The organism is Micromonospora coriariae, from assembly GCF_900091455.1.
In the GTDB taxonomy this organism is placed as follows: Bacteria; Actinomycetota; Actinomycetes; order Mycobacteriales; family Micromonosporaceae; genus Micromonospora; species Micromonospora coriariae.
Window position 1 is genome coordinate 1,129,685 of the sequence record NZ_LT607412.1, and the last position, 23,543, is coordinate 1,153,227.

Here is a 23,543-nt window from a genome sequence, read left to right on the forward strand (position 1 = left end):
GCGTAGTCCCCACGTCAACGCCGTACCGTCAACCGGTTCGCGGCGAACCAACCGAGCGCGAAGTCCACAGTGGCGCGCAGTGGGAGCAGTCGTGCGCTCGCCCGGCCGACCGACCCGTGCCGGACGAACGGCTCGGCGTCGAGCGCCGCTCCCACCCTCGGAAAGTCGGTGTCGTCCAGGTCGAGGGCGCGGAAGTCGAGGCGGACCCGACGCCCCTCGACGAGCCGGAAACAGCTGTAGTCCCGCTCCGGCGGCGGCACCGGGAGGCGGTATTCGGCCAGGTGCAGCGCGCTGCACGCCTCGTAGCCGAGGCCGAGCAGCAGGATCTGCCCGTCCGCCGCGTACAGGGCGCCCACCGGTGAACGTTCACCCAGGTGGCAGTCGAGGTCGTGGCCGTCGGTGAGCTGCCGCGCCCGGGGACCGAGCGCGGCGAAGGAGGTCTGCGGATGGTCGCTGCGCGCCGCGCCGGCGGCGCACCGGACGTACTCGGCGAGCACCCCCATCCGTTGCGAGGGGGTGGTCCGGCGGTCCCAGCCCGGCAGGGCCGCCTCGTATCGCGCGAGCTGCGCCGCGTCCATGCCGGCGGTGGCCGAGAGGTGCGTGCGGGAGGTTGTCGAGTTGCCGTCGGTCTGGGTGGGGACCAGCAGCGTGCCGGCCGGGCCGAGGACGTCGCGCAGCGCGCCGACGAGCGTCGCCGGACCGTGCTCCAACGGGCCCACCCGACGTAGGCCACAGTGCACGAGGAGGCACGCACCCGCACGGACGCCCAGCGCCCGCAGGTCCGCGGCGAGGCCGGCGCGACCCAGCGCGGGCAGGTGTCGCGGCTCATCCGGGCCCGACACGGGTCTCCTCCAGGGCGTGCCGTATCCGCCCCACGAACCGCTCCCCCGCCGTGGTGAGCGTGCGGCTGTCCAGCAGCGCGTCGGCGCCGTCCCGCGTCCAGGACAGGTAACGGGCCGCGTGCGCCGGCGCGTCCCGATGTTCGGGCCGGTCGGCATCCGCCCGGGAGCGCCACACCTGGGTGACCGCCAGGTGCGCGTACACCCCCTGGAGCACTCCCTCGGGCGGCCGGCGGTCCGACCGCCAGGGCACAGGGATCCGGGTGGCCGAGCTGGGCTCGACGAGGTCGTACAGGTCGAGCACCGCGCCGAGCTTCGCGTGCTGCCACTCGTGCACGAGCAGCACCGCCATCGCCTCCGGGTCCGCGACGGGGGTGACGGCGACCGCACCGAACGCGTCCCGGGCGGTGGCACTGCGCAGCGGTCTCGTCGGATCGGGGGCCAGCGGCACGACGGCGCGCAGGCCGGCGTCGAGCGCCGCCGCGTGGGCCGGCACGTCGCGGTGCACGACACGCCAGGCGTCAGCCAGGGTATGGCCGAACGCACGCGCCTCCGCGTCGTCCAGGCGGGACGCGACCGGCTGGCCGTAGCAGTCCCGGTACGGGTCGCCGTCCTCGACGAGCAGGTGGCGCCCGGGCACCGGTACGCGACGCGTGGGTCGCCAGCCGGCCGGCGGCGGCCCGGCCGGATCGACTGACACCACCTGCTCCGTCCGCCCGCCGTGGACCCGGAACCCGCCCGGGGCCACTGTCACCTCGGCACTCTCCCCGCTACCGCTGGGCAACACCAGGCTGCCGAGTGTGGGCAGCGTGATCGTGCCGGACCGCACCGGGACGCTCAGCGCGGTCGGGACGCCCGCGTAAAGAGCGGCGACGATGGCGAGGGCCGGTAACCGGTCTCCCGCACGGGTGGGCCCGGACCGGGTCGACGAACGGAGACGGTGCACCAGCCACGGGCGGACGAAGGAATGCGTCAGGACCGCCCGGACCGCGTCCGGTGCCGTGCCGTCGAGGTGTGCGAGCAGCTCCCAGGCGTCGCTGGGGCCGGTCTTCTCCCGCCAGGCCGCCAGCAGCGCCCGGGTGATGGAGAGTTGGGTGGCGGCGAGCAGATTGCGGGTCTGCTCCGACTCGTGCCCGCTCGCCAGCTCGTCCAGCAGCTCGTCGACGGGCGAGTCGTCCCGCTCCCGTGGCGTGGGCCGGGCGGCGTGGCCCGGTGCCGGGTACGCGGCCACCGTGTCGATCAGGCGGCGCAGATCCGCGCAGTACACCGAAGGGTTGTCGAAACCGGAGCCGGTGCGCCAACGGTGGGCGTACAGGCCGCCGCCGCACCGGTCGACGACCGGGCAGGCCCGGCAGGTGGCGCTGAGCCCGGCCACGCCGGCCTGCCGAACGGCGACCCCGGGGTGCCGGGCGGCCTCGTCCACCGACTGACCGAACACGTCGAAGCCGGTGCCGGCCGCACCGTGGTACGCGGTCTTGAGCGAATCGACCTGTTCCCAGGTGCCGTCCGACTCGACCACCAGCACGTCGGCCGGGGCGAGGCCGAACGCCTCGGTTCCGCCTCCCCCCGGGCGCAGCGCCTCGAACAGCCGGATCGACACGGGCCGCCCGTCGTCCACCCAGCGCCGGTAGAGCCGCCCCAGCCAGTCCGCGTACGGGGTGGCCGTGACGCCGGGGCGGTCCGGGGGGCGGTCCCAGGTGGCGTGCGGCAGCAACAGGTCGACCCGGGGCGGGTGTTCGGCGAGCAGGGCCTCGTACACCCGGTCGGGATCGTTGCGGACGTCGACGGTGCAGAGGATGCCGGCGTAGCTGGCGTGATGAGCCGGCTGACGGAGCAGGGCCAGAGCCCGCCGGACGTGGTCGTGACTGCTGCCTCCGTGGGCGAACACGCGGTGCCGGTCGTTGGCGGCGCGGTCGCCGTCGAACGACACGCCGACCTTCACGTCGTGCTCGACCAGCACGCCGCACAGCGCCTCGTCGAGCAGCACGCCGTTGGTCTGCATGCGCAGGTCGAGGTCGGTCCAGGGTGTGATCGCCGCCCGCAGCTCGGCCGCCACCTCGCGTAACCCGGCGGCACCGAGCAACAGTGGCTCGCCGCCGTGCAGCACCACGTGCACGACCGGCAGCTCGTGCTCGCGCGCGTGCTCGGCGATCCGCTTCGCGGCGGCCCGGACGGTGGCCGCTGACATCCGGACCGGTCGGCCACGCCAGGTCTGGTCGGCGTGCTGGTAGACGTAGCAGTGGTCGCAGCTGAGGTCACACCTGCTGTGCACCTTCAGCACGAACTGGCTGATCCGCCGGCAGGATCCGCCCGAACCGGGCGATCCGCACCGGCAGACCATCGATCAGATGGACGAGTTGAAGGCGGCGACGGGAACGGCGCCCGAGGGCATCGCCTCACCGGCGAGGACGCGCTGCCGAACCGTAGCGACCAGGTCGGCATGCTCGACGGCGATCCGCTCCAGCGGGGTGTGCAGGCTACGCGTCAGATCGTCGAGCGCGGGACGGGATGGGCGGGTGGGGGCATGGTCCACAATGAGTCTCCGGGGGCCCGGGGCGCGGGAGCGCGAGCGGCGACAATGGCTCGAAAGGCTCTGGTCCGTGACCAGGATAGACAAATATCGACTCAATGTCACCGTCGGTGCAGCCGCCGGCACCCCCGGTGGCAGCACCGGTGTCGACAGCTGCAGACGAGGAGTGTCACATGTGCCGGAGCATCAAGACGCTGCGTGAGCCGTTCACCCCGCAGGTGACCGAGGCGGACATCGAGGCGGCGGCGTTGCAGTACGTCCGGAAGATCTCGGGCTTCCGGGCACCCGCCGCGCACAATGCCGCCGCGTTCGACGCCGCGGTGGCCGCCGTAACCGAGGCCACCCGCACCCTGCTCAACCAACTAGTGGTGCGCGGCACCGCCCCCACCGCCCCCACCGCCCCCGCGTCCCCCGCCGCGTCGATCTAGGGCATGTTGCTGCCAGTGGATCTCCCTGAGCAACGATCTTCCCTAGATCGACGAGCAGGGAGGGTGCCGCCGGCGCACGGCCCGACCCGTGGGGTCAGGCCGCGGCGAGCGCCGGGGCGATGGTGTCGGGCGCCCAGCGCGAGCGGTGACACTGCGACCAGCCCCGGCAGCCCGGGTCGGCCAGCGTGCAGAGCCGCTGCCTGCTGAGCACCTCGCCGTCGTCGGTGTCCCGGACGTCGAAGTGCACCGGGCGGACCGTGCCGTCCGGGGCGACGAGCAGGTGGCGGCCGGCGTCGAGCGTGTCGTCGCGCAGCAGGCAGTTGCGGTCCAGCAAACGGGCCAGCGCGGCGATGCTCGCATGCTCGGGGAGCCGCTCGGGCACCCCGTAGCAGTCCACGATCGTCGCGAACTCGCCCGGCGCCTGCCAGACGTCGCAGACCACGGCGTACGCCGGCAGCCGGGCCGGGTCGGCCACCGCCAGCGGCATCACCACACGGCCGAGCGCCTCGGCCAGCGCCGGGTAGACCTCCACGGGTCGTACCCGGTCGATTCTCCAGTTCCACAGCTCGGTCATTCCGCCTCCTCGCTGCGTTCGTCCCACCGGCCTCCGGATCGGGCCTTACTGACGATGGTGGGGGGCATATGACCTCAGCCGGGGGCAAGTTACCGGTCTGTGACCATTCCGGGCAAAATTTACCTGAGCGCCAATGCTCGGAGTAGCGGGAAGGTGACAGTTTATCGGGTATGGTGCCCCCTCCGCGCGATCGGCGACGGGTGTTCCGAACCGCGACCCGCGTCGGCCGTCGGTCAGCGCAGGACGAGCAGGTGCTCGCCGCGCGGCAGCAACTCACCCACCACCGGCGCGCCCGGAAGCTCACCGGCGACCAGCAGGCCGCCGGACGTCTGCGCGTCGGCCAACAACAGCCGCTCGCCCTCGCCCACCGCGCCGAAGTCGGTCCACGGGGTGACCCAGTCCAGGTTGCGCCGGCTGCCGCCGCTGACGTACCCGTCGCGCAGCGCCTCCCGCGCGCCTGGCAGGTAGGGCACCCGCGCTGTGTCGATGGCCACCGTCAGCCGGCTCGCACGGGCCAGCTTCGAGGCGTGCCCGAGCAGGCCGAACCCGGTCACGTCGGTGCCGCAGCGGATGCCCGCCGCGACCGCCGCCCGGGCGGCGTCCCGGTTGAGCGCACTCATCGTGGCCACCGCCTCCGGAAAGATCTCGCCGGTGGCCTTGTGCCGGGTGTTCAGCACGCCCACCCCGAGCGGCTTGGTCAACGACAGCGGCACCCCGGCGCGGCCCGCGTCGAGGGTGATCAGCTCCTCCGGCCGGACGGTGCCGGTGACCGCGAGGCCGTACTTCGGACCGTCGTCGTCGACGCTGTGCCCGCCGGCCAGGTGACAGCCGGCCTCCCGGGCCACGTCCTGACCGCCTCGCAGCACCTCGCGGGCCAGCTCCAGCGGCAGCACGTCGCGCGGCCAGCAGAGCAGGTTGAGCGCGACCAGCGGGACGCCGCCCATCGCGTACACGTCGGAGAGCGCGTTGGCCGCGGCGATCCGACCCCAGTCGTACGCGTCGTCGACCACCGGCGTGAAGAAGTCGGCGGTGCTCACCAGGCCGGTCCGCTCATCCAGACGGACCACCGCCGCGTCGTCACCGTGGTCCAACCCGACCAGCAGTTCCGCGGTGCCGGTGGCCGGTCCGAGACCGGCCACCATGATCTCCAACTCACCTGGAGGGATCTTGCAGGCGCATCCGCCGCCGCGGGCGTACCGGGTCAGGCGTACCGGTTCGGTCATCCCCCCATGATCTCGGCAACCCGCCGCCGACGCCAGCGATGCGGCCCGCACGGTGACCGGAATCGGACTCGTGGCGACGAACGCGACCGGTGTTACCGCTCCGTGACCCGCCAGGTTGCGTTCCGCCACATCACGCCGCCTACAGTGGCCGCACCGGGGGTCAACCGACCCCTATCCGGGAGACGACAGGGACGGTGGACGACGTGACGACGGGCGAACCGCTCATCGTGCTGGACGCGGTCAACAAGTGGTTCGGGCCGCTGCACGTGCTGGACGACGTCTCGCTGTCGGTGGGCCGGGGCGAGGTGGTCGTGGTGATCGGCCCGTCCGGCTCCGGCAAGTCGACGCTGTGCCGCGCCATCAACCGACTGGAGCCGATCAACTCCGGCACCATCACCTTCGACGGCCAGCCGCTGCCGGCCGAGGGCAAGCCCCTCGCGAAGCTGCGGAGCGAGGTCGGGATGGTCTTCCAGTCCTTCAACCTCTTCGCCCACAAGACCATCCTGGAGAACGTCACCCTCGGCCCGATCAAGGTCCGCAAGGAGAAGCCGGCCGCGGCCCGCGAGCGCGGCCTGGCTCTGCTCGACCGGGTCGGCATCGCCAACCAGGCGGACAAGTTCCCGGCCCAGCTCTCCGGTGGCCAGCAGCAGCGGGCGGCCATCGCCCGGGCGCTGGCCATGCAGCCCAAGGCGATGCTCTTCGACGAGCCGACCAGCGCGCTGGACCCGGAGATGGTCGGCGAGGTGCTGGACGTGATGACCTCGCTGGCACGGGACGGCATGACGATGGTCGTGGTCACCCACGAGATGGGCTTCGCCCGGCACGCCGCGAACCGGGTCATCTTCATGGCCGACGGCCAGCTGGTCGAGGACGCCCCGCCGGCGGAGTTCTTCGCCAACCCGCGCAGTGAGCGCGCCCGGGACTTCCTCTCCAAGATCCTCACGCACTAGGCGTTCGTACTGGAGCACGCCGGCCACCGGCGGGCCCCGTTGAAGAAGGAGAAGAGTATGCGTATCAAGCGCGTTGCGGCAGTCGCCGCGGTCGCCGCTCTGGCGCTCGGCCTGACCGCCTGTGGCGGCGACGAGGGCGGGGAGGGCACCGGCTCCGGCAGCAAGTCCTTCGCCGCCGGCAGCACCATGGAGAAGCTGAACAAGGCCCAGAAGATCAAGGTCGGCACCAAGTTCGACCAGCCAGGCTTCGGTCAGAAGGGCCTGTCCGGCAAGCCGGAGGGCTTCGACGTCGAGATCGCGAAGATCATCGTCAAGGAGCTCGGCATCCCCGAGGACAAGATCGAGTGGGTCGAGGCCCCCTCGAAGGTCCGCGAGGACGTGATCGTCAACGGCACGGTCGACCTGGTCGCCGCGACCTACACGATCAACGACAAGCGCAAGGAGCGCATTGCCTTCGCCGGGCCGTACTACGAGGCCGGCCAGAACATCATGGTGAAGAAGGACGACACCGCGATCACCGGTCCGGACTCGTTCAAGGACGGCACCAAGAAGGTCTGCTCGGTCACCGGCTCCACCCCGGCCGAGGAGATCAAGAAGTACGTCAAGGACGTCGCCACCCAGCTGGTGCTCTTCGACACCTACGACAAGTGCCGTGACGCCCTCAAGGGCGGCCAGGTCGACGCCGTGACCACGGACAACGTGATCCTGCTCGGCTACATCGCCAAGGACGAGGCGTCCTTCAAGCTGGCCGGCCCCAACTTCACCAAGGAGCCGTACGGCATCGGTGTGAAGAAGGAGGACGCGGACTTCCGCAGCTTCATCAACGACACCCTGGACAAGGCGGTCGGCGACGGTAGCTGGAAGAAGGCCTGGGACGACACCGCCGGCAAGTTCGGCGCGGAGCTGGGCTCGGCGCCCACCATCAACCGCTACTGATCTGACCCTTTCGATCTGGAGGGTGGGAGGAACACCGACCCGTGAACGTGCTCATCGACAAGTTCGACGTCTTTGCCGGTGGCTTCTGGCTCACCCTCCAGATCTGCATACTCGCCGCGATCGGCGCCCTGATCCTGGGCGCGATCGTGGCGGTACTGCGGATCTCCCCCGTGCCGCCGCTGCGGGCGGTCGGCACCGCGTACGTCAACGTCTTCCGCAACATGCCGCTGACCGTGGTGATGTTCTTCGCCGCGTTCGGCCTGCCGGCGCTCGGCTCCAACGCGGACTTTCTCCGCATCCCGGTGATCGACTCGTTGTTCACCCGGCTCGGCACGGACCTGCCGTACTTCCGGTTCGCGCTGATCGCCCTGGTGCTGTACACCGCCGCGTTCGTCTGTGAGGCGCTGCGGTCCGGGGTCAACGCGGTGCCCGCCGGCCAGGCGGAGGCCGCGCGATCGCTGGGTCTGACCTTCGGGCAGAACCTGCGTCACGTGGTGCTGCCGCAGTCCTGGCAGGCCTCGGTGGTGCCGCTCGGCTCGGTGATCATCGCGATGATCAAGAACTCGGCGCTGGCCGGCTTCTTCGGGGTGGTGGGTGACCTGTCGGCCACTGCCGACCAGCTCACCGGGGCCGAGGGCTACGCCTTCGTCCCGGTCGCCATCGGCATCTCGATCGGTTACCTGATCATGACGGTGCCGCTCGGCACCCTGCTGGACCGGATCGAGAAGCGACAGGCGGTGTCCCGATGAGTCAGCAGACCAGCGTCCTCTACGACGTCCCCGGGCCCCGGCAGCGGCGGATCACGCTGATCAGCAGCATCGTCGCCGGGCTGGTCCTGCTCGTCGGGGCGTACTTCCTGATCTACCGGCCCCTGGACGAAAAGGGCCAGTTCTCGATGGAGTTGTGGGGACCGTTGGTCGACCCCTCCAACGAGAACTTCTCCCTGGTCTGGGACCGGATCGGCCTCGGCTTCAAGAACACCCTGATCGCGGCGGCGATGGCCATCGTGGCCTCGCTGGTGGTCGGCACGCTGCTGGCGGTGCTGCGGATCCAGCTCAAGTCCCTGACCCGTCGCACGTTCACCGGGCTCGCCACGCCGCTGGCGTATCTGCTGCGGGGGCTGAGCACGCTGCTGTCGGCGATCACCCGGGTCTGCGTCGAAGTGTTCCGCGGCCTGCCGGTCGTGATCACCATTTTCTTCGTGGCCCGCGGCTTTCCCGAGTTCGGCATCACCTTCGACAACCTCTGGTATCTGGTCATTGGCCTCACCATCTACAACTCGGTGGTGATCGCCGAGATCCTCCGCTCCGGCATGGAGGGACTGCCCGGCGGCCAGGGCGAGGCCGCCGCCGCCATCGGGCTGTCCCCGGCACAGACCACCCGGATGATCCTTCTGCCGCAGGCATTCCGGATCATGCTGCCGGCGCTGATCAGCCAGCTCGTCGTGGTGCTCAAGGACACCTCGCTCGGCTTCATCATCAGCTACGAGGAGACCCTGAACATCGGCAAGCAGATCATCGGCGCACTGGGTAACCCCATCCAGGTCTACGTCGTGATCGCCGTGCTCTTCATCGTGGTGAACTACTCGCTGTCGAAGCTCGCCCAGTACGTCCAACGGCGGCTCGCCCGGGGCCGCAAGACCGCGAACACCCCGGCACAGAACCCGCCGCCGGCGGCACTGATGTCCCAGGCCGAGGGCGCCGGGGGCATCTGACAATCAGCTCGCAGTGAAAGGGCCAGCCCGGTGTCCGGGCTGGCCCTTTCCGCTTCGCTGACGGCTTGCCTCAGAAGCTGTGGTCGGTGCCGAACCAGAACCACAGGAATGGTAGGGCCAGCGCTACGACGGTCGCCGCCAGCAGAGGCAGAGAGCCGACGAACCGAACGGCCCGGAACCGGCGCCACTGCCGACGATTGAAGAGCACCACGGCGACCAGCAGCACTGTGCCCATTACGGCGATCTCGAAGACGGCGAAGCGGGCGCCGTCCCGGCCGTACGGTGCGACGACCTCATCACCATTGATCGCGCGAATGTAGTAGGTGAGAGTGTCCACGGCAGCGATCAGCACGATCGTGAGCAGGCCGATGACCAGGTTGCCGGCCAGCCAGACCAACACGATCCGGAGTAGGCCCGGGCGGTTGGCGGTCGCCGGCACGCCCACTGTCTGCATCGGGTCGGACTAGCGGGCGATCTCGGTGACCCGGGACTCGCGGACCACTGTGACCCGGATCTGACCCGGGTAGGTCAGCTCCTCCTCGATCTGCTTGGCCACGTCCCGGGCAAGCACGGCCGCCCCGATGTCGTCCACGTCGTCCGGCTTGACCATCACCCGGATCTCCCGGCCGGCCTGCATGGCGAAGACCTTGTCGACGCCGAGCTTGCTGGCGGCGATCTCCTCGATCCGCTCCAGCCGCTTGACGTACGCCTCCAGGCTCTCCCGGCGTGCGCCCGGCCGACCGCCGGAACAAGCGTCGGAGGCCTGGGTGAGAACGGCCTCGATGGTCTGCGGGGGCACCTCGTTGTGGTGCGCCTCGATGGCGTGCACCACGTCCTCGTGCTCGCCGTACTTGCGGGCCAGGTCGGCGCCGATGATGGCGTGGCTGCCCTCCACCTCGTGGGTGAGCGCCTTGCCGATGTCGTGCAGGAACGCCGACCGCTTGATGGTGGGCACGTCCAGCCGCAGCTCGGCGGCCATGATGCCGGCGATGTGCGCGGTCTCGACCAGGTGCTTGAGCACGTTCTGCCCGTACGAGGTGCGGTAGCGCAGCCGGCCCAGCAGGGTGACCAGCTCGGGGTGGATCTCGGTGATGCCGACCTCGACCAGGGCGTCCTCGGCGGCCCGGTGGCAGAGCTCCTCCACCTCGTGCCGGGCCAGGTCGTAGACCTCCTCGATCCGGTGCGGGTGGATCCGCCCGTCCAGCACCAGCTTCTCCAGGGTGAGCCGGCCGACCTCGCGGCGTACCGGGTCGAAGCAGGAGAGCAGCACCGCCTCCGGGGTGTCGTCGATGATCAGGTTGACCCCGGTCACCGACTCGAAGGCGCGGATGTTGCGCCCCTCCCGGCCGATGATGCGGCCCTTCATCTCGTCGCCGGGCAGGTGCAGGACGCTGACCACGCTCTCCGCGGTCTGCTCACTCGCCACCCGCTGGATCGCGTCGACCACGATGTGCCGGGCCCGCTGCTCGGCGGTGTTGCGTGCGTCGGACTCGATGTCCCGCACCAGGAGCGCCGCCTCCCGCTTGGCCTGCGTCTCGATCGCCTCGATCAGCTCCAGCCGGGCCGCGTCGGCGGTGAGCCCGGCCACCCGCTCCAGCTCCCGGCGGCGCAGCTCCTCCGCCTCGGCCAGCTCGGCTTCCCGTCGGGTGAGCTCGGCCTCCCGGGCCGCCAGTGCCGCGCGGGCCCCGGTGAGCTGCCGCTCCCGCTCGGCGAACCGCTCCACCTCCTCGGTGTGCAGCCGCTCGCGCTCGTCCATCCGGGCCGCGCGGCGTTCCACCTCGGCCGCCTGTTCCCGGGTGGTGGCGGCGAGCACCGCGACCTCCCGCTCGCCACTGCGCCGGGCCGTGGTGCGCAACTGCTCGGCGTCCGCCTCAGCCTGCTTGTGCGCCCGCTCCAGCACCGTGTCGGCCTCCGCGCGGGCGTCGTCGAGCACCCGGCGGGCCTCGGCCCGGGCCGCCTTCGCCTCGGCCTTCGCCGCCGCGGCCTCGGCCCGAGCGGCCGACGCCGCCGACTTCGCCACGTCGATAGTGCTGTTGGCCTGGTCGGCCGCGCTGCGCAGGGCGGCCAGGGACTGCTCCTGGCGGTCCTTCTCGGCGATGAAGGCCGGGTCCTCCGGCACCGGGGCCGTGCCGACCTGGCGCAGCGTCCGGACGCCGAAGAGCACCGCGCCGACCACCACCACGGTCAGGACCAGTACGGCAGCGAGGAGCACCATGTCGAAGTTGCTCATGCCGGGACCTCGTGCGGACCGCCGGTGAACCTGTGCCGCCCCGCCATGGCCGCCTCCCCCTGGATACGTCGGCGCCGCAGCGACCGTGCCAAGGGCACGCTCCTGCGGCTCTGGACGCCCGACCGGAGCGACTGGCCGTGGGTAGCTCTCTCCGCCGGCGGTGCCCGCGGGCATCGTCGGCGGCCGGGTGCAGTTGTCGCGCGGCTCCGGACCGGCCTGCCCGGAGCTGCGATGAATGGCCGGTTGCGCTGGCCAAAGTGATGCTGTTCTGTTACGCGATCTATGTTGTGCGCTTAGCCTGCGCTTGGTCGGGCAATGTGAGCCTGTATGGCGAGGCTAGGTCTCCGGAGGCGGTCTGGTCAAGAACTCATGATCAAACCCCCCGAACGGAGAGAAGCCGCGGCATCACCGCGTGCTGATGTCGGGCCGGACACGAGCGGACAAACTCCGCGAGCGGGCTCCCTTGGGGAGCATGTCAGCCCTGCTCAACCCCGGCCAAGCGCCCACTGGGCGACACTGGACCGTCCGGGCCGGCTCCGGGGTGTGACCCATCCGTCGAATTGCGGACATCGCCGAGGGCGCGCGGGTCGGCCCCGGCACGCACCGGGGCACTCACCCGCCCGGGTGGTTGTCCCGCTCCAACTCGCCCTCGGCGTCGGCGAGCGCGTCGGCATCGATCTGCTCGGCGAACTCGGCCGCCTCGGCGCTCTGCGCGGCGAGCGCGTCCTTCACCGCCCGGATCGCCACGCCGGGTGGGTAGCCCTTGCGGGCCAGCATGCCCACCAGCCGCCGGAAGACCGCGTCGGGCTCACCACGGGCGGTGCGCAGCTTTCGCTCCACCAGGGCACGGGCGGTCTCCGCCTCGGTCTCCTCGTCCAGCTCGCCCAGCGCCTCGGTGGCCACCTCGCCGTCCACGCCCTTCTGGCGCAGCTCGTTGGCGAGCGCCCGCCGGGCCAGACCCCGCCCGGAATGCCGACTGGAGACCCAGGCCCTGGCGAACGCGGCGTCGTCGATGATGCCGACCTCGTCGTACCGGTCGAGCACCTCGGCCGAGACCTGCTCGGAGATGCCCCGCTTGGCCAGCGCCCCGGCCAGCTCGGACCGGGTGCGTGGCCGGACGGCGAGCTGGCGCAGGCAGATCTCGCGGGCCACCTCCGACTCGTCGCGAGGTGGTGACGCGGATTCGGCCGCGTCGGCCTCCTCGGACCGGCCACGGCGACCCCGACGGGGGCGGGGCGGATCGCTGGCGTCGCCCGTACGGGGCGGACTAGCATCCCAGCCCCGCCCCGTACGAGCGCGTCGTCCTGCCACGGGTCAGCGACCGGTCAGAAGTCGACCGGCGGCAGCTCCGGGCCACCGGCGGCGTCACTCGCGCCGACCCCGACGCCGAGCTTCTCCAGGATCTTCTTCTCGATCTCGGCCGCCACGTCCGGGTTTTCCTTCAGGAACTCCCGGGCCTTCTCCTTGCCCTGGCCGAGCTGGTCGCCGTCGTACGTGTACCAGGCGCCGGACTTGCGGATGATCGCCTGCTCCACGCCGACGTCGATCAGCGAGCCCTCGCGCGAGATGCCCTTGCCGTACATGATGTCGAACTCGGCCTGCTTGAACGGCGCCGCGACCTTGTTCTTCACGACCTTGACCCGGGTGCGGTTACCGACCACGTCGGTGCCGTCCTTGAGGCTCTCGATGCGGCGCACGTCGAGCCGGACCGACGCGTAGAACTTCAGCGCCCGACCACCGGTGGTGGTCTCGGGGCTGCCGAACATCACGCCGATCTTTTCCCGGAGCTGGTTGATGAAGATCGCGGTGGTGCCGGTGTTGCTGAGCACACCGGTGATCTTCCGCAGCGCCTGGCTCATCAGCCGGGCCTGGAGGCCCACGTGGCTGTCGCCCATCTCGCCCTCGATCTCGGCACGCGGCACCAGGGCCGCCACCGAGTCGATCACGATGATGTCGATCGCACCGGACCGGATCAGCATGTCGGCGATCTCCAGCGCCTGCTCGCCGGTGTCCGGCTGAGAGACCAGCATCGCGTCGGTGTCGACCCCGAGGGCCTTCGCGTAATCCGGGTCGAGCGCGTGCTCAGCGTCGATGAAGGCAGCGATGCCGCCAGCCCGCTGGGCACTGGCCACCGCGTGCAGCGCCACAGTGGTCTTACCGCTGGACTCGGGGCCGTAGATCTCGACCACCCGGCCACGGGGCAGGCCACCCACGCCGAGCGCCACGTCGAGCGCGATGGAGCCGGTCGGGATCACGGCGGTCTGGATGACGGGCCGCTCCCCCAGCCGCATCACCGAGCCCTTGCCGAACTGCTTGTCAATCTGAGCGAGAGCAAGGTCGAGTGCCTTCTCCCGGTCAGGCCCTGCTGCCATGGTTGCCACCCCTGCCTTCGCCGGCGTCTTTGCTGAGCTTCGCGTCACGCGGACACGCTAGGCGCTGGGTCCGACAGAAAACCAGCCGACGGGCCGCGAGCTGTGGACGAGCACCCCGCTGTGGACAATAGCCGAACAGGTGTACGACTCGACGAGCGACACGCGGAAGCCCCGAAAAGGCTGCTCAGCGTAGTCGCGCGGGCACTCGGTCGGGGTACGCGGCGCAGACCGCCCGCCACACCACGTGCGTCTGCTCCCCCGACGCCAGCGCCTGCTCGATGGTGCGTCCATCGAGCTCGGACAACACCTGGTCCCGGGCGATGCTGGCCGCGTAGCCGGGGCCGAACGCCTCCTCCAGCCGCGCCCAGAAGTCGGTCAGCCGCACGTGATCAGCCCTCCTCGTCCGGTGCCCCGGTCGGCACCGGGCGCAACGCTAGCGCCACCAGGGGCACCGTCGCGACCGCCGCGAGCAGGGTGAGCACCGGATAACCGGCCACCTGCATGACAAACCCGCTGGCCATGGCGGCCCCCGCCCCGGCCAGCCCCATGGTCAGGTCGGACAACCCCTGGACGCTCGGCCGCACGCCGGCCGACACCGACTCGGAGAGCAACGTCGAGCCGGCCACCATCGTCCCGGACCAACCCAGCCCGAGCAGGACCAGCCCCACCGAGAGCCGGGGCGTGTGGTGCCCGGCGGTGCCGGCGACCGCGCAGGCGGCCAGCAGCAGCCCCACCCCGCCGAGGATCACCACCCGCCGGCCGAGCCGGTCGGTGAGCCAGCCGACCAGCGGGGAGAACGCGTACATGCCGGCGATGTGCAGGCTCAGCACGATGCCGACCAGCCGCAGCACGTCGGCGTCGGCGTGCGACTCACCGAGCCGGACCGGGGTCATCGACATCACCGCCACCATCACCAGGTGGCCGACCGCCACCGCCGCGATGCCGAGCCGGGCGGCGGGCCGCCCGCGTACCACCGACCAGGCCACCCGCATTCCGGCGCCGCGCGGCGCGCGCACCTTGATCGGCGCGGCGGCCGGCGTCGCACCGCCACCGACCGGGACGTCGTCCGCCCCGGCCGCCACGACAGCCGCCGGCACGTCGGTGGCCGGCGGCGCGTCAGCGGCCGCGAGACGGCGCGCGGTGAGCAGCGGGTCGGGCCGGAGCAACGTGAGGAGTACGCCGCCAGCCAGCACGAACGCGACCGCGCTGAACGCGAACGGGCCGGCCAGCGGCGGCAGGCCCCAGCCGGTGGTGACCCGGTCGGCCAGCGCGGCGAAGTTCGGCGCGGCCACCGCGCCGATGGTGGTGGCCCACACGATCAGGGAGAGCTGCCGGCCCCGACGGGCCGGCTCGGCGAGATCCACCGCCGTGTAGCGGGCCTGGAGGTTCGCGGCGGTGCCTCCGCCGAACAGCAGCATGCCGAGGAAGAGCAGCGGCACCCAGCGGGTGGCGGCGGCCACCACCACCAGTACGCCGCCGACGGCACCCACCACGTACGCCACCACCAGGCCCGGCCGCCGGCCGTGCCGCGCCATGATCCGGGTGACCGGGACGGCGAGCAACGCCGCGCCCACCACACCGGCGCTCTGCGCCAGCCCGGCCACCGCGGTGCCGGCGATCCGGGCGGCGAGCAGCGCACCGACGGCGATGCCGATGGTCACGCCGATGCCGCCGATGATCTGGGTGGTGAAGAGCAGCCGCAGGGTACGCCGCTGGATCGGCGCGACGTCGGGCCGGACGGTACGTGGCGCGGTCAGGTCGGTGGCCATCGGCGCTCCTCAGGACGGGGGTAACCCATCCTCGCGCACCCGTGCTGACCGGCGGCAGTGGGTTTCGCCACCGGGCGAGCCGGTGCTCGTCCCTCCGGCGTCGCCGGTGTCAGCCGGACAGGGCGCGGGCGGCGACGGTGAGGTCGGCGACCAGGCCCTCGTACGCCTTGTCCTGATCGTCGGCGCGCAGCACCGCGGACGGGTGGATGGTGGCGAGCAGGCGGGCCTCGGGCGCGTCGGTCACCGTGCCGGCGCTGTCCACCGGCACCTCTGTGAAGTCCTCCGGATGCTGGGCCGACGCCGGCCAGGGCAGCAGCTCCCCGCGCTGCTTCGTCACCCGGAACGTCGGGCCGAGCAGCGCCTTCGCGGCGGTGGCGCCCAGCACCACGACGATCTCCGGGTCGAGCCGGGCGAACTCGGCGACCAGCCAGGGCCGGCAGGCGGTGATGTGCACCCGGTCGGGGGTCTGGTGGATACGGCGCTTGCCGCGCAGTTCGAAGCGGAAGTGCTTCACCGCGTTGGTCAGATAGATCTGCGCGGGGTCGAGCCCGGCGTCGTCGACGGCCTTGCGCAGCAGCCGCCCGGCGGGACCGACGAAGGGCAGTCCCTTCTGGTCCTCCATGTCGCCGGGTTGTTCGCCGACCAGGACCACCCGGGCGCTCTCGTCGCCCCGGCCGAAGACCGTCTGCGTGGCGTCCCGGTACAGCTCGCACCCCTGACAGCCACCCGAGGCGGCGCGCAGTTCGTCGATGGTGTCCGCGTCCGGCGGGATGAACCGCTGGGCGCCCGGGGCGCTTCCGGTCTGCTCGGCCATGCCGACTGTTATATACCCGTTCGCCGCCCGACGCCGGGTACGCCGTGCCTGGGCGCCGGCACCCTCGGCCGCGCCGCGTCAGTATCCGTTGCCGCCGCCATCACCACCGGACGCGATCGCGATCAGCACGATGATGATGATGATGACCACCACCGCCACCGCGATCCAGAGCCCCTTGCGCGAGCCACCTGAAGCCATGTCATCCACCTCCGGCGGCCCGCATACCCACCCCAACCGTTGCGAATCGTCTCGATAGTGCCCTTTCTGCCCCAGGTAACCGGGGCCGGGCCTGGCGGGCCAACTCCGATGCGTCAGGTGGAGAAGCCCGGTGGTGGGGTGGGATGAGCGGCGCGAGCCAGGGCGGCGGCCAGCGGGACCAGGTCCGAAATGGTGAGAGGGCTGACGGTGATGCGCAGGGCGGGCGGGGCGGCGATCCGGTAGAGGGCTCCGGGCGCCACCGACCAGCCGGCGTCGCGCAGTGCGGTGACCGCGCTGGTCTCGTCCGCCACCGGCAGCCAGACGTTGATGCCGCTGCGGCCGTGCGCGGCCAGGCCGTGCTCCGCCAGCGCGGCCAGCAACCCCTCGCGCCGCCGCTCGTAACTCTCCGCCGCCCGCTCTACCACCTCGCCGACCGCCGGATCGCCCCACAGCGCGAGCACCAGCCGCTGGAGCACTGTGGAGACCCAGCCGGCGCCGACCCGCGTCCGGCCGGTCACCCGGGCCACCGTGGTCTCGTCGCCGGTCAGCACGGCCAGCCGCAGGTCCGGGCCGAAGGGTTTGCTCACCGAGCGGAGGAAGGCCCAGCTCGCGGTCGCGCCGGCCAGCGGGTGCAGCGGTACGCGGGCCAGCTCGGCGGCGTGGTCGTCCTCGATCAGCAGCAGGTCGCGCCGGCCGGCGAGCAACGCCCGGAGCGCCTCGGCCCGGGTGGCGGAGACGGCCGCGCCGGTCGGGTTCTGCGCCCGGCTGGTGACGACCAGCGCCCGCGCGCCGGCGGCCAAGGCTGCCGCCACCCCGGCCACCAGCGGCCCTTCGTCGTCCAGCGGTACGCCGATCGGGCGCAGCCCCAGCGCGGCGACCAGGTCGAGCAGGTTGGCCCAGCCGGGATCCTCCACCGCGACCGCGTCGCCGGGCCGCAGGTGGGCGCCGAGCAGCCGCTCGATGCCGTCCAGCGCGCCACCGGTGAGCGTGAGCTCCCCGGCCGGCACACCGTCGGCGCTCAGCCGGGCGCGGGCCGCCGCGGCCAGCTCGGGCAGCACGCCGGCGTCGGAGTAGCCGACCGGCGGGCCGGTTTCCGTGGCGAGCGCCGCCAGGTGCGGGCCGAGGGCGGGCAACAGTCGGGGATCGGGCTCACCCCGGGACAGGTCACGGGCCCCGGGCAACGGCGCCGGACGCAGCGCCGAGCGCCTGGCGGCCACCGGCGGGCGGGGACGGACCCGGGTGCCGTGCCGACCGGCGGTGGCGAGCAGGCCGCGCTGGCGCAGCTCCTGGTAGGCGCGGGCGACAGTGGCCGGGCTGACGCCCAGCTCGGCGGCGAGCACCCGGACCGGCGGCAGGGCGGCACCGGGCGGCAGGCCCCCCGTACGGATGCCCGACTCGATGCTGGCCGAAATCGCGACGGCCGTCGCCCCGGCGAACTGATAGCGTGCTGACACAAATAAGAGATTGTACTAGAACAAAGGGGCGAGCATGTACCCACCCACCGCCCGTACCATCCCGAGCCGTTCCCGGGACCGGATGAGCTACGACCGGGCCGCCGCGCACGCCGTGCTCGACGAGGCGTACCACTGCGCGCTCGGGTTCACCGTCGACGGCCAGCCGCGGGTGCTGCCCACCCTGCACGTACGCATCGGCGACACGCTCTACCTGCACGGCTCAACCGGCAGCCGGCCACTGCTCGCCGCCCGCGGCGACGGACTGCCGGTCTGCGTCACGGTGACCCTGCTCGACGGGCTGGTCTACGCCCGTTCCCAGTTCCACCACAGCGCCAACTACCGCTCGGTGGTCGCGCTGGGCACCGCCCGGCTGGTCACCGACGAGCGGGAGAAGAGCGCCATGCTCACCGCCCTGGTGGAGAAGGTGGGCGCGGGACGCAGCGCGGACAGCCGCCCGCCCAACCGGCGGGAGCTGGCCGAGACCGCCGTGCTGGCGCTGCCACTGCACGAGGTGTCGGTCCGGTCCCGCACCGGTGGGGTGCGCGAGGACGAGGACGACCTGCACCTGCCGCACTGGGCCGGCGTGCTGCCGCTGCGGCTCACCGCCGGGCTGCCGGAATCCGCCGCCGGGGTCGCCGCGCCGCTGCCGGCGTACCTGCGGGCGGCCCGCACGCCCTGGCACGACCCCGCTCCGATGGCCGGCGAGCACGTCCGGCTGGAGCCGCTGGACCTGGCACACGCCGACGAGCTGCACACCGCCACCGCCGACGCGGAGGTCTGGCGGCACCTCGGCGTCACGCTGCCGACCACGCCGGCCGGGACCGCCGAGGTGATCGCCGCCGCGCTCGCCGCCCAGCACCGCGGCGAGCGGGTGGCCTGGGTGCAGCGCTGCGCGGCGACCGGGGCGGTGGTCGGCACCACCTCCTACTACGACATCGACCCGGAGCGGCGGTCGGTGGCGATCGGGCACACCTTTCTCGGCCGGGCGTGGTGGCGTACCGGGATCAACACCGAGGCCAAGCTGCTGCTGCTCAGCCGGGCCTTCGACGAGCTGGGCGCGGTGCGGGTGGCCTGGCACACCGACATCCGCAACGAACGCTCACAGGCGGCCATCGAGCGGCTCGGCGCCACCCGGGAGGGCGTGCTGCGGATGCACCGGCAGCGTCCGGACGGCTCCTGGCGGGACACCGTGCAGTACGCGATGACCGTCGACGAGTGGCCGAACGCACAGGTCAGGCTGCGGGAAAGGCTTCACCGGACGGCACCCGTGGCGTGATGATGGCGGGCGTGCTGGGGATCACCGACATCTGGACGTACGTGCTGGGCACCGTGGCCATCATCCTGCTGCCCGGGCCGAACTCACTCTTCGTGCTCTCCACCGCCGCCAAGCGGGGAGTGGCGGCCGGTTACCGGGCGGCGGGCGGGGTGTTCGTCGGCGACGGGGTGCTGATGTTCCTGTCCGCCGCCGGGGTGGCGTCGGTGCTCAAGGCGTACCCACCGCTGTTCCTGGTGATCAAGTACGCCGGTGCCGCGTACCTCGGTTATGTCGGGGTGACCATGCTGCGCGGCGCCTGGCGGCGCTGGCGCGACCGCAACGACCCGAGCACGCCGCGGCTCATCGACGCCGCGGAGCCGGCGGCGATGCGCAGCCCGTTCCGCAAGGCGCTGGTGATCAGCCTGCTGAACCCGAAGGCGATCCTGTTCTTCATCTCGTTCTTCATCCAGTTCGTCGACCCCGGCTACGCCTGGCCGGCGCTGTCGTTCCTGCTCCTCGGACTGATCGCCCAGGTGACCAGCGCGATCTACCTGACCGCACTGATCTTCGCGGGCACCTTCCTGGCCACGCAGTTCCGCCAGCGCCGCAGGCTCGCCGCCGGCGGCACCACCGCCGTCGCCGCGCTCTTTCTCGCCTTCAGCCTCAAACTGGCCACCGCCTCGGTGTAAGGAGGGGCCCCCTGTTAACGCCTGCGGTAGAGGAGGGGGCCCCTGTTAACAGCGTTGAGGGGCACAGGCCACGTCAGGTGCCGTCACCGCCGCCACCGCCCCCACCGACTCCGGCGGCGCCGGCGGTGCCGCCGAGGCCGTAGCCGGGATGGACCGGCTCGTCGGGGTGGCGGCTGACGTGGGCGGACTCGTTGAGCTGCGCGGACCAGTCGGCGTGTGCCGCCGCCATGGCGTGCCGGTTGATCGCCTGGCGCAGCCAGCCGTCCACCGTGGCGATCCAGTCCCGCCGGTCGGCGCCCGCGTGCCAGATCCGGAACCGGCTGATGCTCTGGTGGGTGATTCCGGCCAACGCCAGCCGGCGGTCCATCCAGAAGATCACCTCCAGGCCCGCCGAGTTGGTCACGAAGATCACCTCCAGCTCGGTGACCGGGCCGGCGTAGAGCGGCGCCACCCAGTAGCCCCACCGCTGGTGCAGCGGCAGGGTGTGCTCCACCCCCGGCAGCCCACCCTCCTGCAGCCCGGCCTGACGGATCATGAAACCCAACGTCTCCAGGGCCGCCAGCACGTGCTGCTGAGTGGGGATCGGGTGCACGAAGACCGGCACCATGGCCCCCTGATCCAGCTCCGGGTCGACGGAGACCTCGGTACGCAGCCCCATCCGCAGGCTCAGCAACGGCACCCCGCCGAAGATGGTCACCGGGGTCTCCCACGGCAGCGGCAGTGCGAAGTCGACCGCCCGCCGCCGGCCAGCCGGTACGACGAACCGGCCGGCGATCGGCAGCTGAAAGAACTGCACCAGGCGCCGGGCGGCGGCCGGATCATCCGGCTCGACCGTGGTGACCAGGCCGAGCCGGATGTGCCGCACCAGTACGTCGTCCGGCCCGGCCGCCAGCGTCACTCGCCCCGGCAGGCGCAGGCCCGGACGCGTACTCGGGTTGGAAAGTGTGGTCCGCACGGACAGCCCGGTCCAGCCGGACTCCCGGGACACCCCGGTCAGCCGCACCGCGCGCCCCCTTCTCGGGAAGGGACCCTGCTGGTCCGCACCAGCCGCGCCTACCCGGTCGAGGTCACCTCAAGCCCGCCGGTTCATCGCAACCGCCGGCCGCGCGGCACCGTGTCGGTCTCGTCGTCGAACTCGCCGATGACCTCCTCCAGCAGGTCCTCCAGAGCGACGAAACCGATCGGCCGGGCCGGGCCACCGCCGTTGCGCACCAGCGCGAGCTGGGACTGCCGCGCCCGCATCGCGGCCACCGCCTCGGTGACCGAGGACGTCGCGGGCAGCGTGAACGCGGATGTCATCAACTCACCGGCGGTGGCGACGCGACCTGTGGTGACCACCCGCACCGCCTCCCGCACGTGCACCAGGCCGCAGACGTCGCCCGCCGCGTCCAGCACCGCCAACCGGGACCGGCCGCTGTCCCGGCTGACCTGCTCGATCCGCTCGGCCGGGTCGTCCCGGCGGACGGTGACCATGGTGGCGAACGGCTCCATCACCTGCGCCACCGACGTGCCCTGCAACTCCAGCATGCTGGTGAGCAGCTGGTGCTGCTCGGCGCCGAGCAGCCCATGCTCGCGGGACTGCTCCAGCAGCATCCGCAGCTCGTCCGGGCCGTGCACCTGGGCCAGCTGATCCTGCTGGTTGACCCCGACCATCCGCAGGATCGCGTTGGCCAGCGCGTTGAGCGCGGAGAGCACCGGCCGGGCCACCCGGGCGAAGGCACGGAACGGCAGCGCGAGCAGTGTCGCCGAGCGCTCCGCGTCGGTGATCGCCCACGACTTCGGCGCCATCTCCCCCACCACCAGGTGCAGGAAGGTGACCAACCCGAGGGCGAAGATCAGGGCGATCAGGTGGCTGGCCGCGTCCGGCAGCCCCACCGCGTGCAGCAGCGGGCTGAGCAGGTGCTCGATCGCCGGCTCAGCCAGCGCACCGAGGCCAAGGGTGCACAGGGTGATGCCGAGCTGCGCGCCGGCCAGCATCAGCGACAACTCGCGGACGCCGTCCAGCGCGGCCCGAGCCGCTCGGCCACCGCTGGCCGCCGCCTGTTCCAGGCGGTACCGCTTGCTGGCCACCAGGGCGAACTCGGCGGCCACGAAGAACCCGTTCAGCGCCAGCAGGATCCCCGAGCTGAACAGCGCGATCCCCGGACTCATGCGGTCACGCCCGGTCTGGTCAGCTGCAACCGCACCGAGTCGGCAACGTGCCTGTCGACGGCCAGCACCTCGACCAGCGCCCGCGGTTCCGCCTCGCCGTCCTCGGCGTCGGCTCCCTCCGGCAGCAGACTGATCTCCAGCCGGTCGCCGACCTCCGGCACCCGCCCCAGCTCCCGCATCACCAGCCCGGAGAGGGTGTCGTACTCCGGGGCCTCGGGCAGCGCGATGCCGGTGCTGTCGGCGACCTCGTCGATCCGCCAGCGGGCCGGCACCACCCAGGACCCGTCGTCCTGCCGGGCGGGTGCCCGCTCCGGCGGGTCGTCCTCGTCCCGGATCGGGCCGACCAGCTCCTCGGCGATGTCCTCCAACGTGATCACTCCGGCGAAGCCGCCGTACTCGTCGACCACGCAGGCCATCTGCCGGTGCCCGGACCGCAGCCGGTCGAGCACCGTGGGCAACGGCAACGTCTCCGGCACCAGCAGCGGCGGCCCGGCCACCGCGCTCACCGGGGTGGTGGCCCGCTCCCCCGGCGGTACGCCGAGCACGTCGGCGATGCCGACGATGCCGAGCAGGTCGTCGACGCCCTCCGCGCCGCGCACCGGGAACCGGGAGTGGCCGGTGTCCAGCAGCTCGACCACCCGGCTCACCGGTTCGTGCGCCCGTACGGTGTGCACGTCGACCCGGGGCACCATGGCCTCGCCGGCGGTCAGCTCGCGGAAATCCAGCCCCCGGTCGAGCAGCGTGGACATCTCGACGTCCAGGCTGCCCTCCTCACGGGACTCGGCGATGATCTGTTCCAGGTCGGCCGGGGTGGCGCCGCTGGGCAGCTCCTCGATCGGCTCGATGCCGACCCGACGGAGCAGCCGCACCGACGCCCGGTCGAAGAGCCGGATCACCGGCCCGGCGACGGTGAGGTACGCCAGGGTGGACCGGCTCAGCGCCCGGGCCAGCGGCTCGGCCCGGGCGATGGCCAGATTCTTCGGGGCCAGCTCACCGAGGACCATCTGGACCACTGTGGCGATGACCAGCGCCAGCGCCACCGACAGCGGCAGGCTGACCGCATCGCCGACGCCGGCGAGGCCGAGCAGGTCGGCGAGGCCGCCGCCGAGGTACGGCTCGGCGACGTACCCGACCAGCAGGGCGGTGACGGTGATGCCGAGCTGCGCGCCGGAGAGCATGAAGGAGAGCCGGCTGGTGACGGTCAGGGCCCGGGCGGCGGCAGCGTCACCGTCGTCGGCGAGCTGGCGGAGCTTGCCCCGGTCGACGGCGACATAGCCGAACTCCTGCGCCACGAAGTAGCCGGTGGCGGCGGTGAGCACGATGATCAGAAGGAGACCGACGACGATCAACACGGGTCGCTCAGGGCTCCCGGGGTCGTCGGAACGGGAATATGCCGGGCACGACCCGGCTGGCTACT

Annotated in this window: 23 protein-coding genes; 7 read left to right on the forward strand and 16 right to left on the reverse strand. The window is 72.1% G+C overall.

Annotated features, from left to right (window positions below; genetic code table 11):
* Positions 1-14: 14 nt before the first annotated feature.
* From GA0070607_RS05235 to GA0070607_RS05245, 3 genes are all read right to left on the reverse strand, one after another.
* Positions 15-842: an aminoglycoside N(3)-acetyltransferase gene (locus GA0070607_RS05235; RefSeq protein WP_231930859.1), complete on the reverse strand. Its 828-nt coding sequence runs from the start codon at positions 840-842 to the stop codon at positions 15-17.
* A complete protein-coding gene (locus GA0070607_RS05240; RefSeq protein WP_231930860.1) occupies positions 826-3,120 on the reverse strand; it encodes an FxsB family cyclophane-forming radical SAM/SPASM peptide maturase in 2,295 nt (764 codons plus the stop codon). The genes GA0070607_RS05235 and GA0070607_RS05240 overlap by 17 nt, the downstream gene beginning before the upstream one ends.
* A 63-nt stretch (positions 3,121-3,183) precedes the next feature.
* Positions 3,184-3,372, reverse strand: a complete 189-nt coding sequence (locus GA0070607_RS05245) for a hypothetical protein (protein WP_089017151.1) — start codon at positions 3,370-3,372, stop codon at positions 3,184-3,186.
* Positions 3,373-3,542: 170 nt separating this feature from the next.
* On the opposite strand from GA0070607_RS05245, the gene GA0070607_RS05250 reads away from it, so the two are divergent.
* Positions 3,543-3,797 carry a DUF2277 family protein gene (locus tag GA0070607_RS05250; protein ID WP_089017152.1) on the forward strand — a complete coding sequence of 85 codons (255 nt, stop codon included), beginning with the start codon at positions 3,543-3,545 and terminating at the stop codon, positions 3,795-3,797.
* Between the two features lie 94 nt (positions 3,798-3,891).
* Here the strand turns inward: GA0070607_RS05250 and GA0070607_RS05255 are convergent, their stop codons facing one another.
* Positions 3,892-4,371 carry a hypothetical protein gene (locus GA0070607_RS05255; RefSeq protein WP_089017153.1) on the reverse strand — a complete coding sequence of 160 codons (480 nt, stop codon included), beginning with the start codon at positions 4,369-4,371 and terminating at the stop codon, positions 3,892-3,894.
* A gap of 233 nt (positions 4,372-4,604) precedes the next feature.
* On the reverse strand, positions 4,605-5,594 hold the full coding sequence (gene selD, locus GA0070607_RS05260) for a selenide, water dikinase SelD (protein WP_089017154.1): 990 nt from the start codon (positions 5,592-5,594) through the stop codon (positions 4,605-4,607).
* Between the two features lie 194 nt (positions 5,595-5,788).
* On the opposite strand from selD, the gene GA0070607_RS05265 reads away from it, so the two are divergent.
* From GA0070607_RS05265 to GA0070607_RS05280, 4 genes are read left to right on the forward strand one after another with little or no spacing between them, the layout of a single operon-like run.
* The gene (locus GA0070607_RS05265; protein WP_089017155.1) at positions 5,789-6,544 is read left to right on the forward strand and encodes an amino acid ABC transporter ATP-binding protein; all 756 of its coding nucleotides are present in this window, start codon (positions 5,789-5,791) and stop codon (positions 6,542-6,544) included.
* A gap of 57 nt (positions 6,545-6,601) precedes the next feature.
* The gene (locus GA0070607_RS05270; RefSeq protein WP_089017156.1) at positions 6,602-7,480 is read left to right on the forward strand and encodes a glutamate ABC transporter substrate-binding protein; all 879 of its coding nucleotides are present in this window, start codon (positions 6,602-6,604) and stop codon (positions 7,478-7,480) included.
* Positions 7,481-7,521: 41 nt separating this feature from the next.
* A complete protein-coding gene (locus GA0070607_RS05275; protein ID WP_089017157.1) occupies positions 7,522-8,229 on the forward strand; it encodes an amino acid ABC transporter permease in 708 nt (235 codons plus the stop codon).
* Positions 8,226-9,194, forward strand: coding sequence for an amino acid ABC transporter permease (locus GA0070607_RS05280; RefSeq protein ID WP_089017158.1), 969 nt, complete (start codon positions 8,226-8,228; stop codon positions 9,192-9,194). Before GA0070607_RS05275 ends, GA0070607_RS05280 begins: the two co-directional genes overlap by 4 nt.
* A 70-nt stretch (positions 9,195-9,264) precedes the next feature.
* On the opposite strand, the gene GA0070607_RS05285 is transcribed toward GA0070607_RS05280, so the two are convergent.
* From GA0070607_RS05285 to GA0070607_RS05320, 8 genes are all read right to left on the reverse strand, one after another.
* Positions 9,265-9,648 carry a hypothetical protein gene (locus GA0070607_RS05285; protein ID WP_157743088.1) on the reverse strand — a complete coding sequence of 128 codons (384 nt, stop codon included), beginning with the start codon at positions 9,646-9,648 and terminating at the stop codon, positions 9,265-9,267.
* Positions 9,649-9,657: 9 nt separating this feature from the next.
* Positions 9,658-11,424, reverse strand: a complete 1,767-nt coding sequence (gene rny, locus GA0070607_RS05290) for a ribonuclease Y (protein WP_089017160.1) — start codon at positions 11,422-11,424, stop codon at positions 9,658-9,660.
* Positions 11,425-12,036: 612 nt separating this feature from the next.
* Entirely contained in the window at positions 12,037-12,735 is a 699-nt protein-coding gene (locus GA0070607_RS05295; RefSeq protein WP_089017161.1) for a regulatory protein RecX, read from the reverse strand.
* Between the two features lie 14 nt (positions 12,736-12,749).
* Positions 12,750-13,796, reverse strand: coding sequence for a recombinase RecA (recA, locus tag GA0070607_RS05300; protein WP_089017162.1), 1,047 nt, complete (start codon positions 13,794-13,796; stop codon positions 12,750-12,752).
* 184 nt (positions 13,797-13,980) lie between these two features.
* Complete coding sequence (locus tag GA0070607_RS05305; protein WP_089017163.1) at positions 13,981-14,181, reverse strand: DUF3046 domain-containing protein; 201 nt, start codon at positions 14,179-14,181, stop codon at positions 13,981-13,983.
* Between the two features lie 4 nt (positions 14,182-14,185).
* Complete coding sequence (locus GA0070607_RS05310) at positions 14,186-15,565, reverse strand: MFS transporter (protein ID WP_089017164.1); 1,380 nt, start codon at positions 15,563-15,565, stop codon at positions 14,186-14,188.
* Positions 15,566-15,674: 109 nt separating this feature from the next.
* Positions 15,675-16,379, reverse strand: coding sequence for a UdgX family uracil-DNA binding protein (locus GA0070607_RS05315; RefSeq protein WP_089017165.1), 705 nt, complete (start codon positions 16,377-16,379; stop codon positions 15,675-15,677).
* 311 nt (positions 16,380-16,690) lie between these two features.
* Complete coding sequence (locus GA0070607_RS05320) at positions 16,691-18,031, reverse strand: aminotransferase class I/II-fold pyridoxal phosphate-dependent enzyme (RefSeq protein WP_089017166.1); 1,341 nt, start codon at positions 18,029-18,031, stop codon at positions 16,691-16,693.
* Between the two features lie 34 nt (positions 18,032-18,065).
* Between GA0070607_RS05320 and GA0070607_RS05325 the strand changes: the two genes are divergently transcribed.
* Together GA0070607_RS05325 and leuE are read left to right on the forward strand one after the other, a co-directional pair.
* A complete protein-coding gene (locus tag GA0070607_RS05325) occupies positions 18,066-19,307 on the forward strand; it encodes a bifunctional pyridoxamine 5'-phosphate oxidase family protein/GNAT family N-acetyltransferase (protein WP_089017167.1) in 1,242 nt (413 codons plus the stop codon).
* On the forward strand, positions 19,307-19,975 hold the full coding sequence (leuE, locus tag GA0070607_RS05330) for a leucine efflux protein LeuE (RefSeq protein ID WP_089017168.1): 669 nt from the start codon (positions 19,307-19,309) through the stop codon (positions 19,973-19,975). The genes GA0070607_RS05325 and leuE overlap by 1 nt, the downstream gene beginning before the upstream one ends.
* Positions 19,976-20,048: 73 nt before the next feature.
* Here leuE and GA0070607_RS05335 read toward each other — a convergent pair whose 3' ends face one another.
* The 3 genes from GA0070607_RS05335 to GA0070607_RS05345 form a co-directional block, all read right to left on the reverse strand.
* Positions 20,049-20,978, reverse strand: a complete 930-nt coding sequence (locus tag GA0070607_RS05335; protein ID WP_089017169.1) for a sporulation protein — start codon at positions 20,976-20,978, stop codon at positions 20,049-20,051.
* Between the two features lie 83 nt (positions 20,979-21,061).
* Positions 21,062-22,126 (reverse strand): hemolysin family protein, encoded by a 1,065-nt coding sequence (locus GA0070607_RS05340; RefSeq protein WP_089017170.1) that lies wholly within the window; start codon positions 22,124-22,126, stop codon positions 21,062-21,064.
* Entirely contained in the window at positions 22,123-23,478 is a 1,356-nt protein-coding gene (locus GA0070607_RS05345; RefSeq protein WP_089017171.1) for a hemolysin family protein, read from the reverse strand. The genes GA0070607_RS05340 and GA0070607_RS05345 overlap by 4 nt, the downstream gene beginning before the upstream one ends.
* Positions 23,479-23,543: the final 65 nt, after the last annotated feature.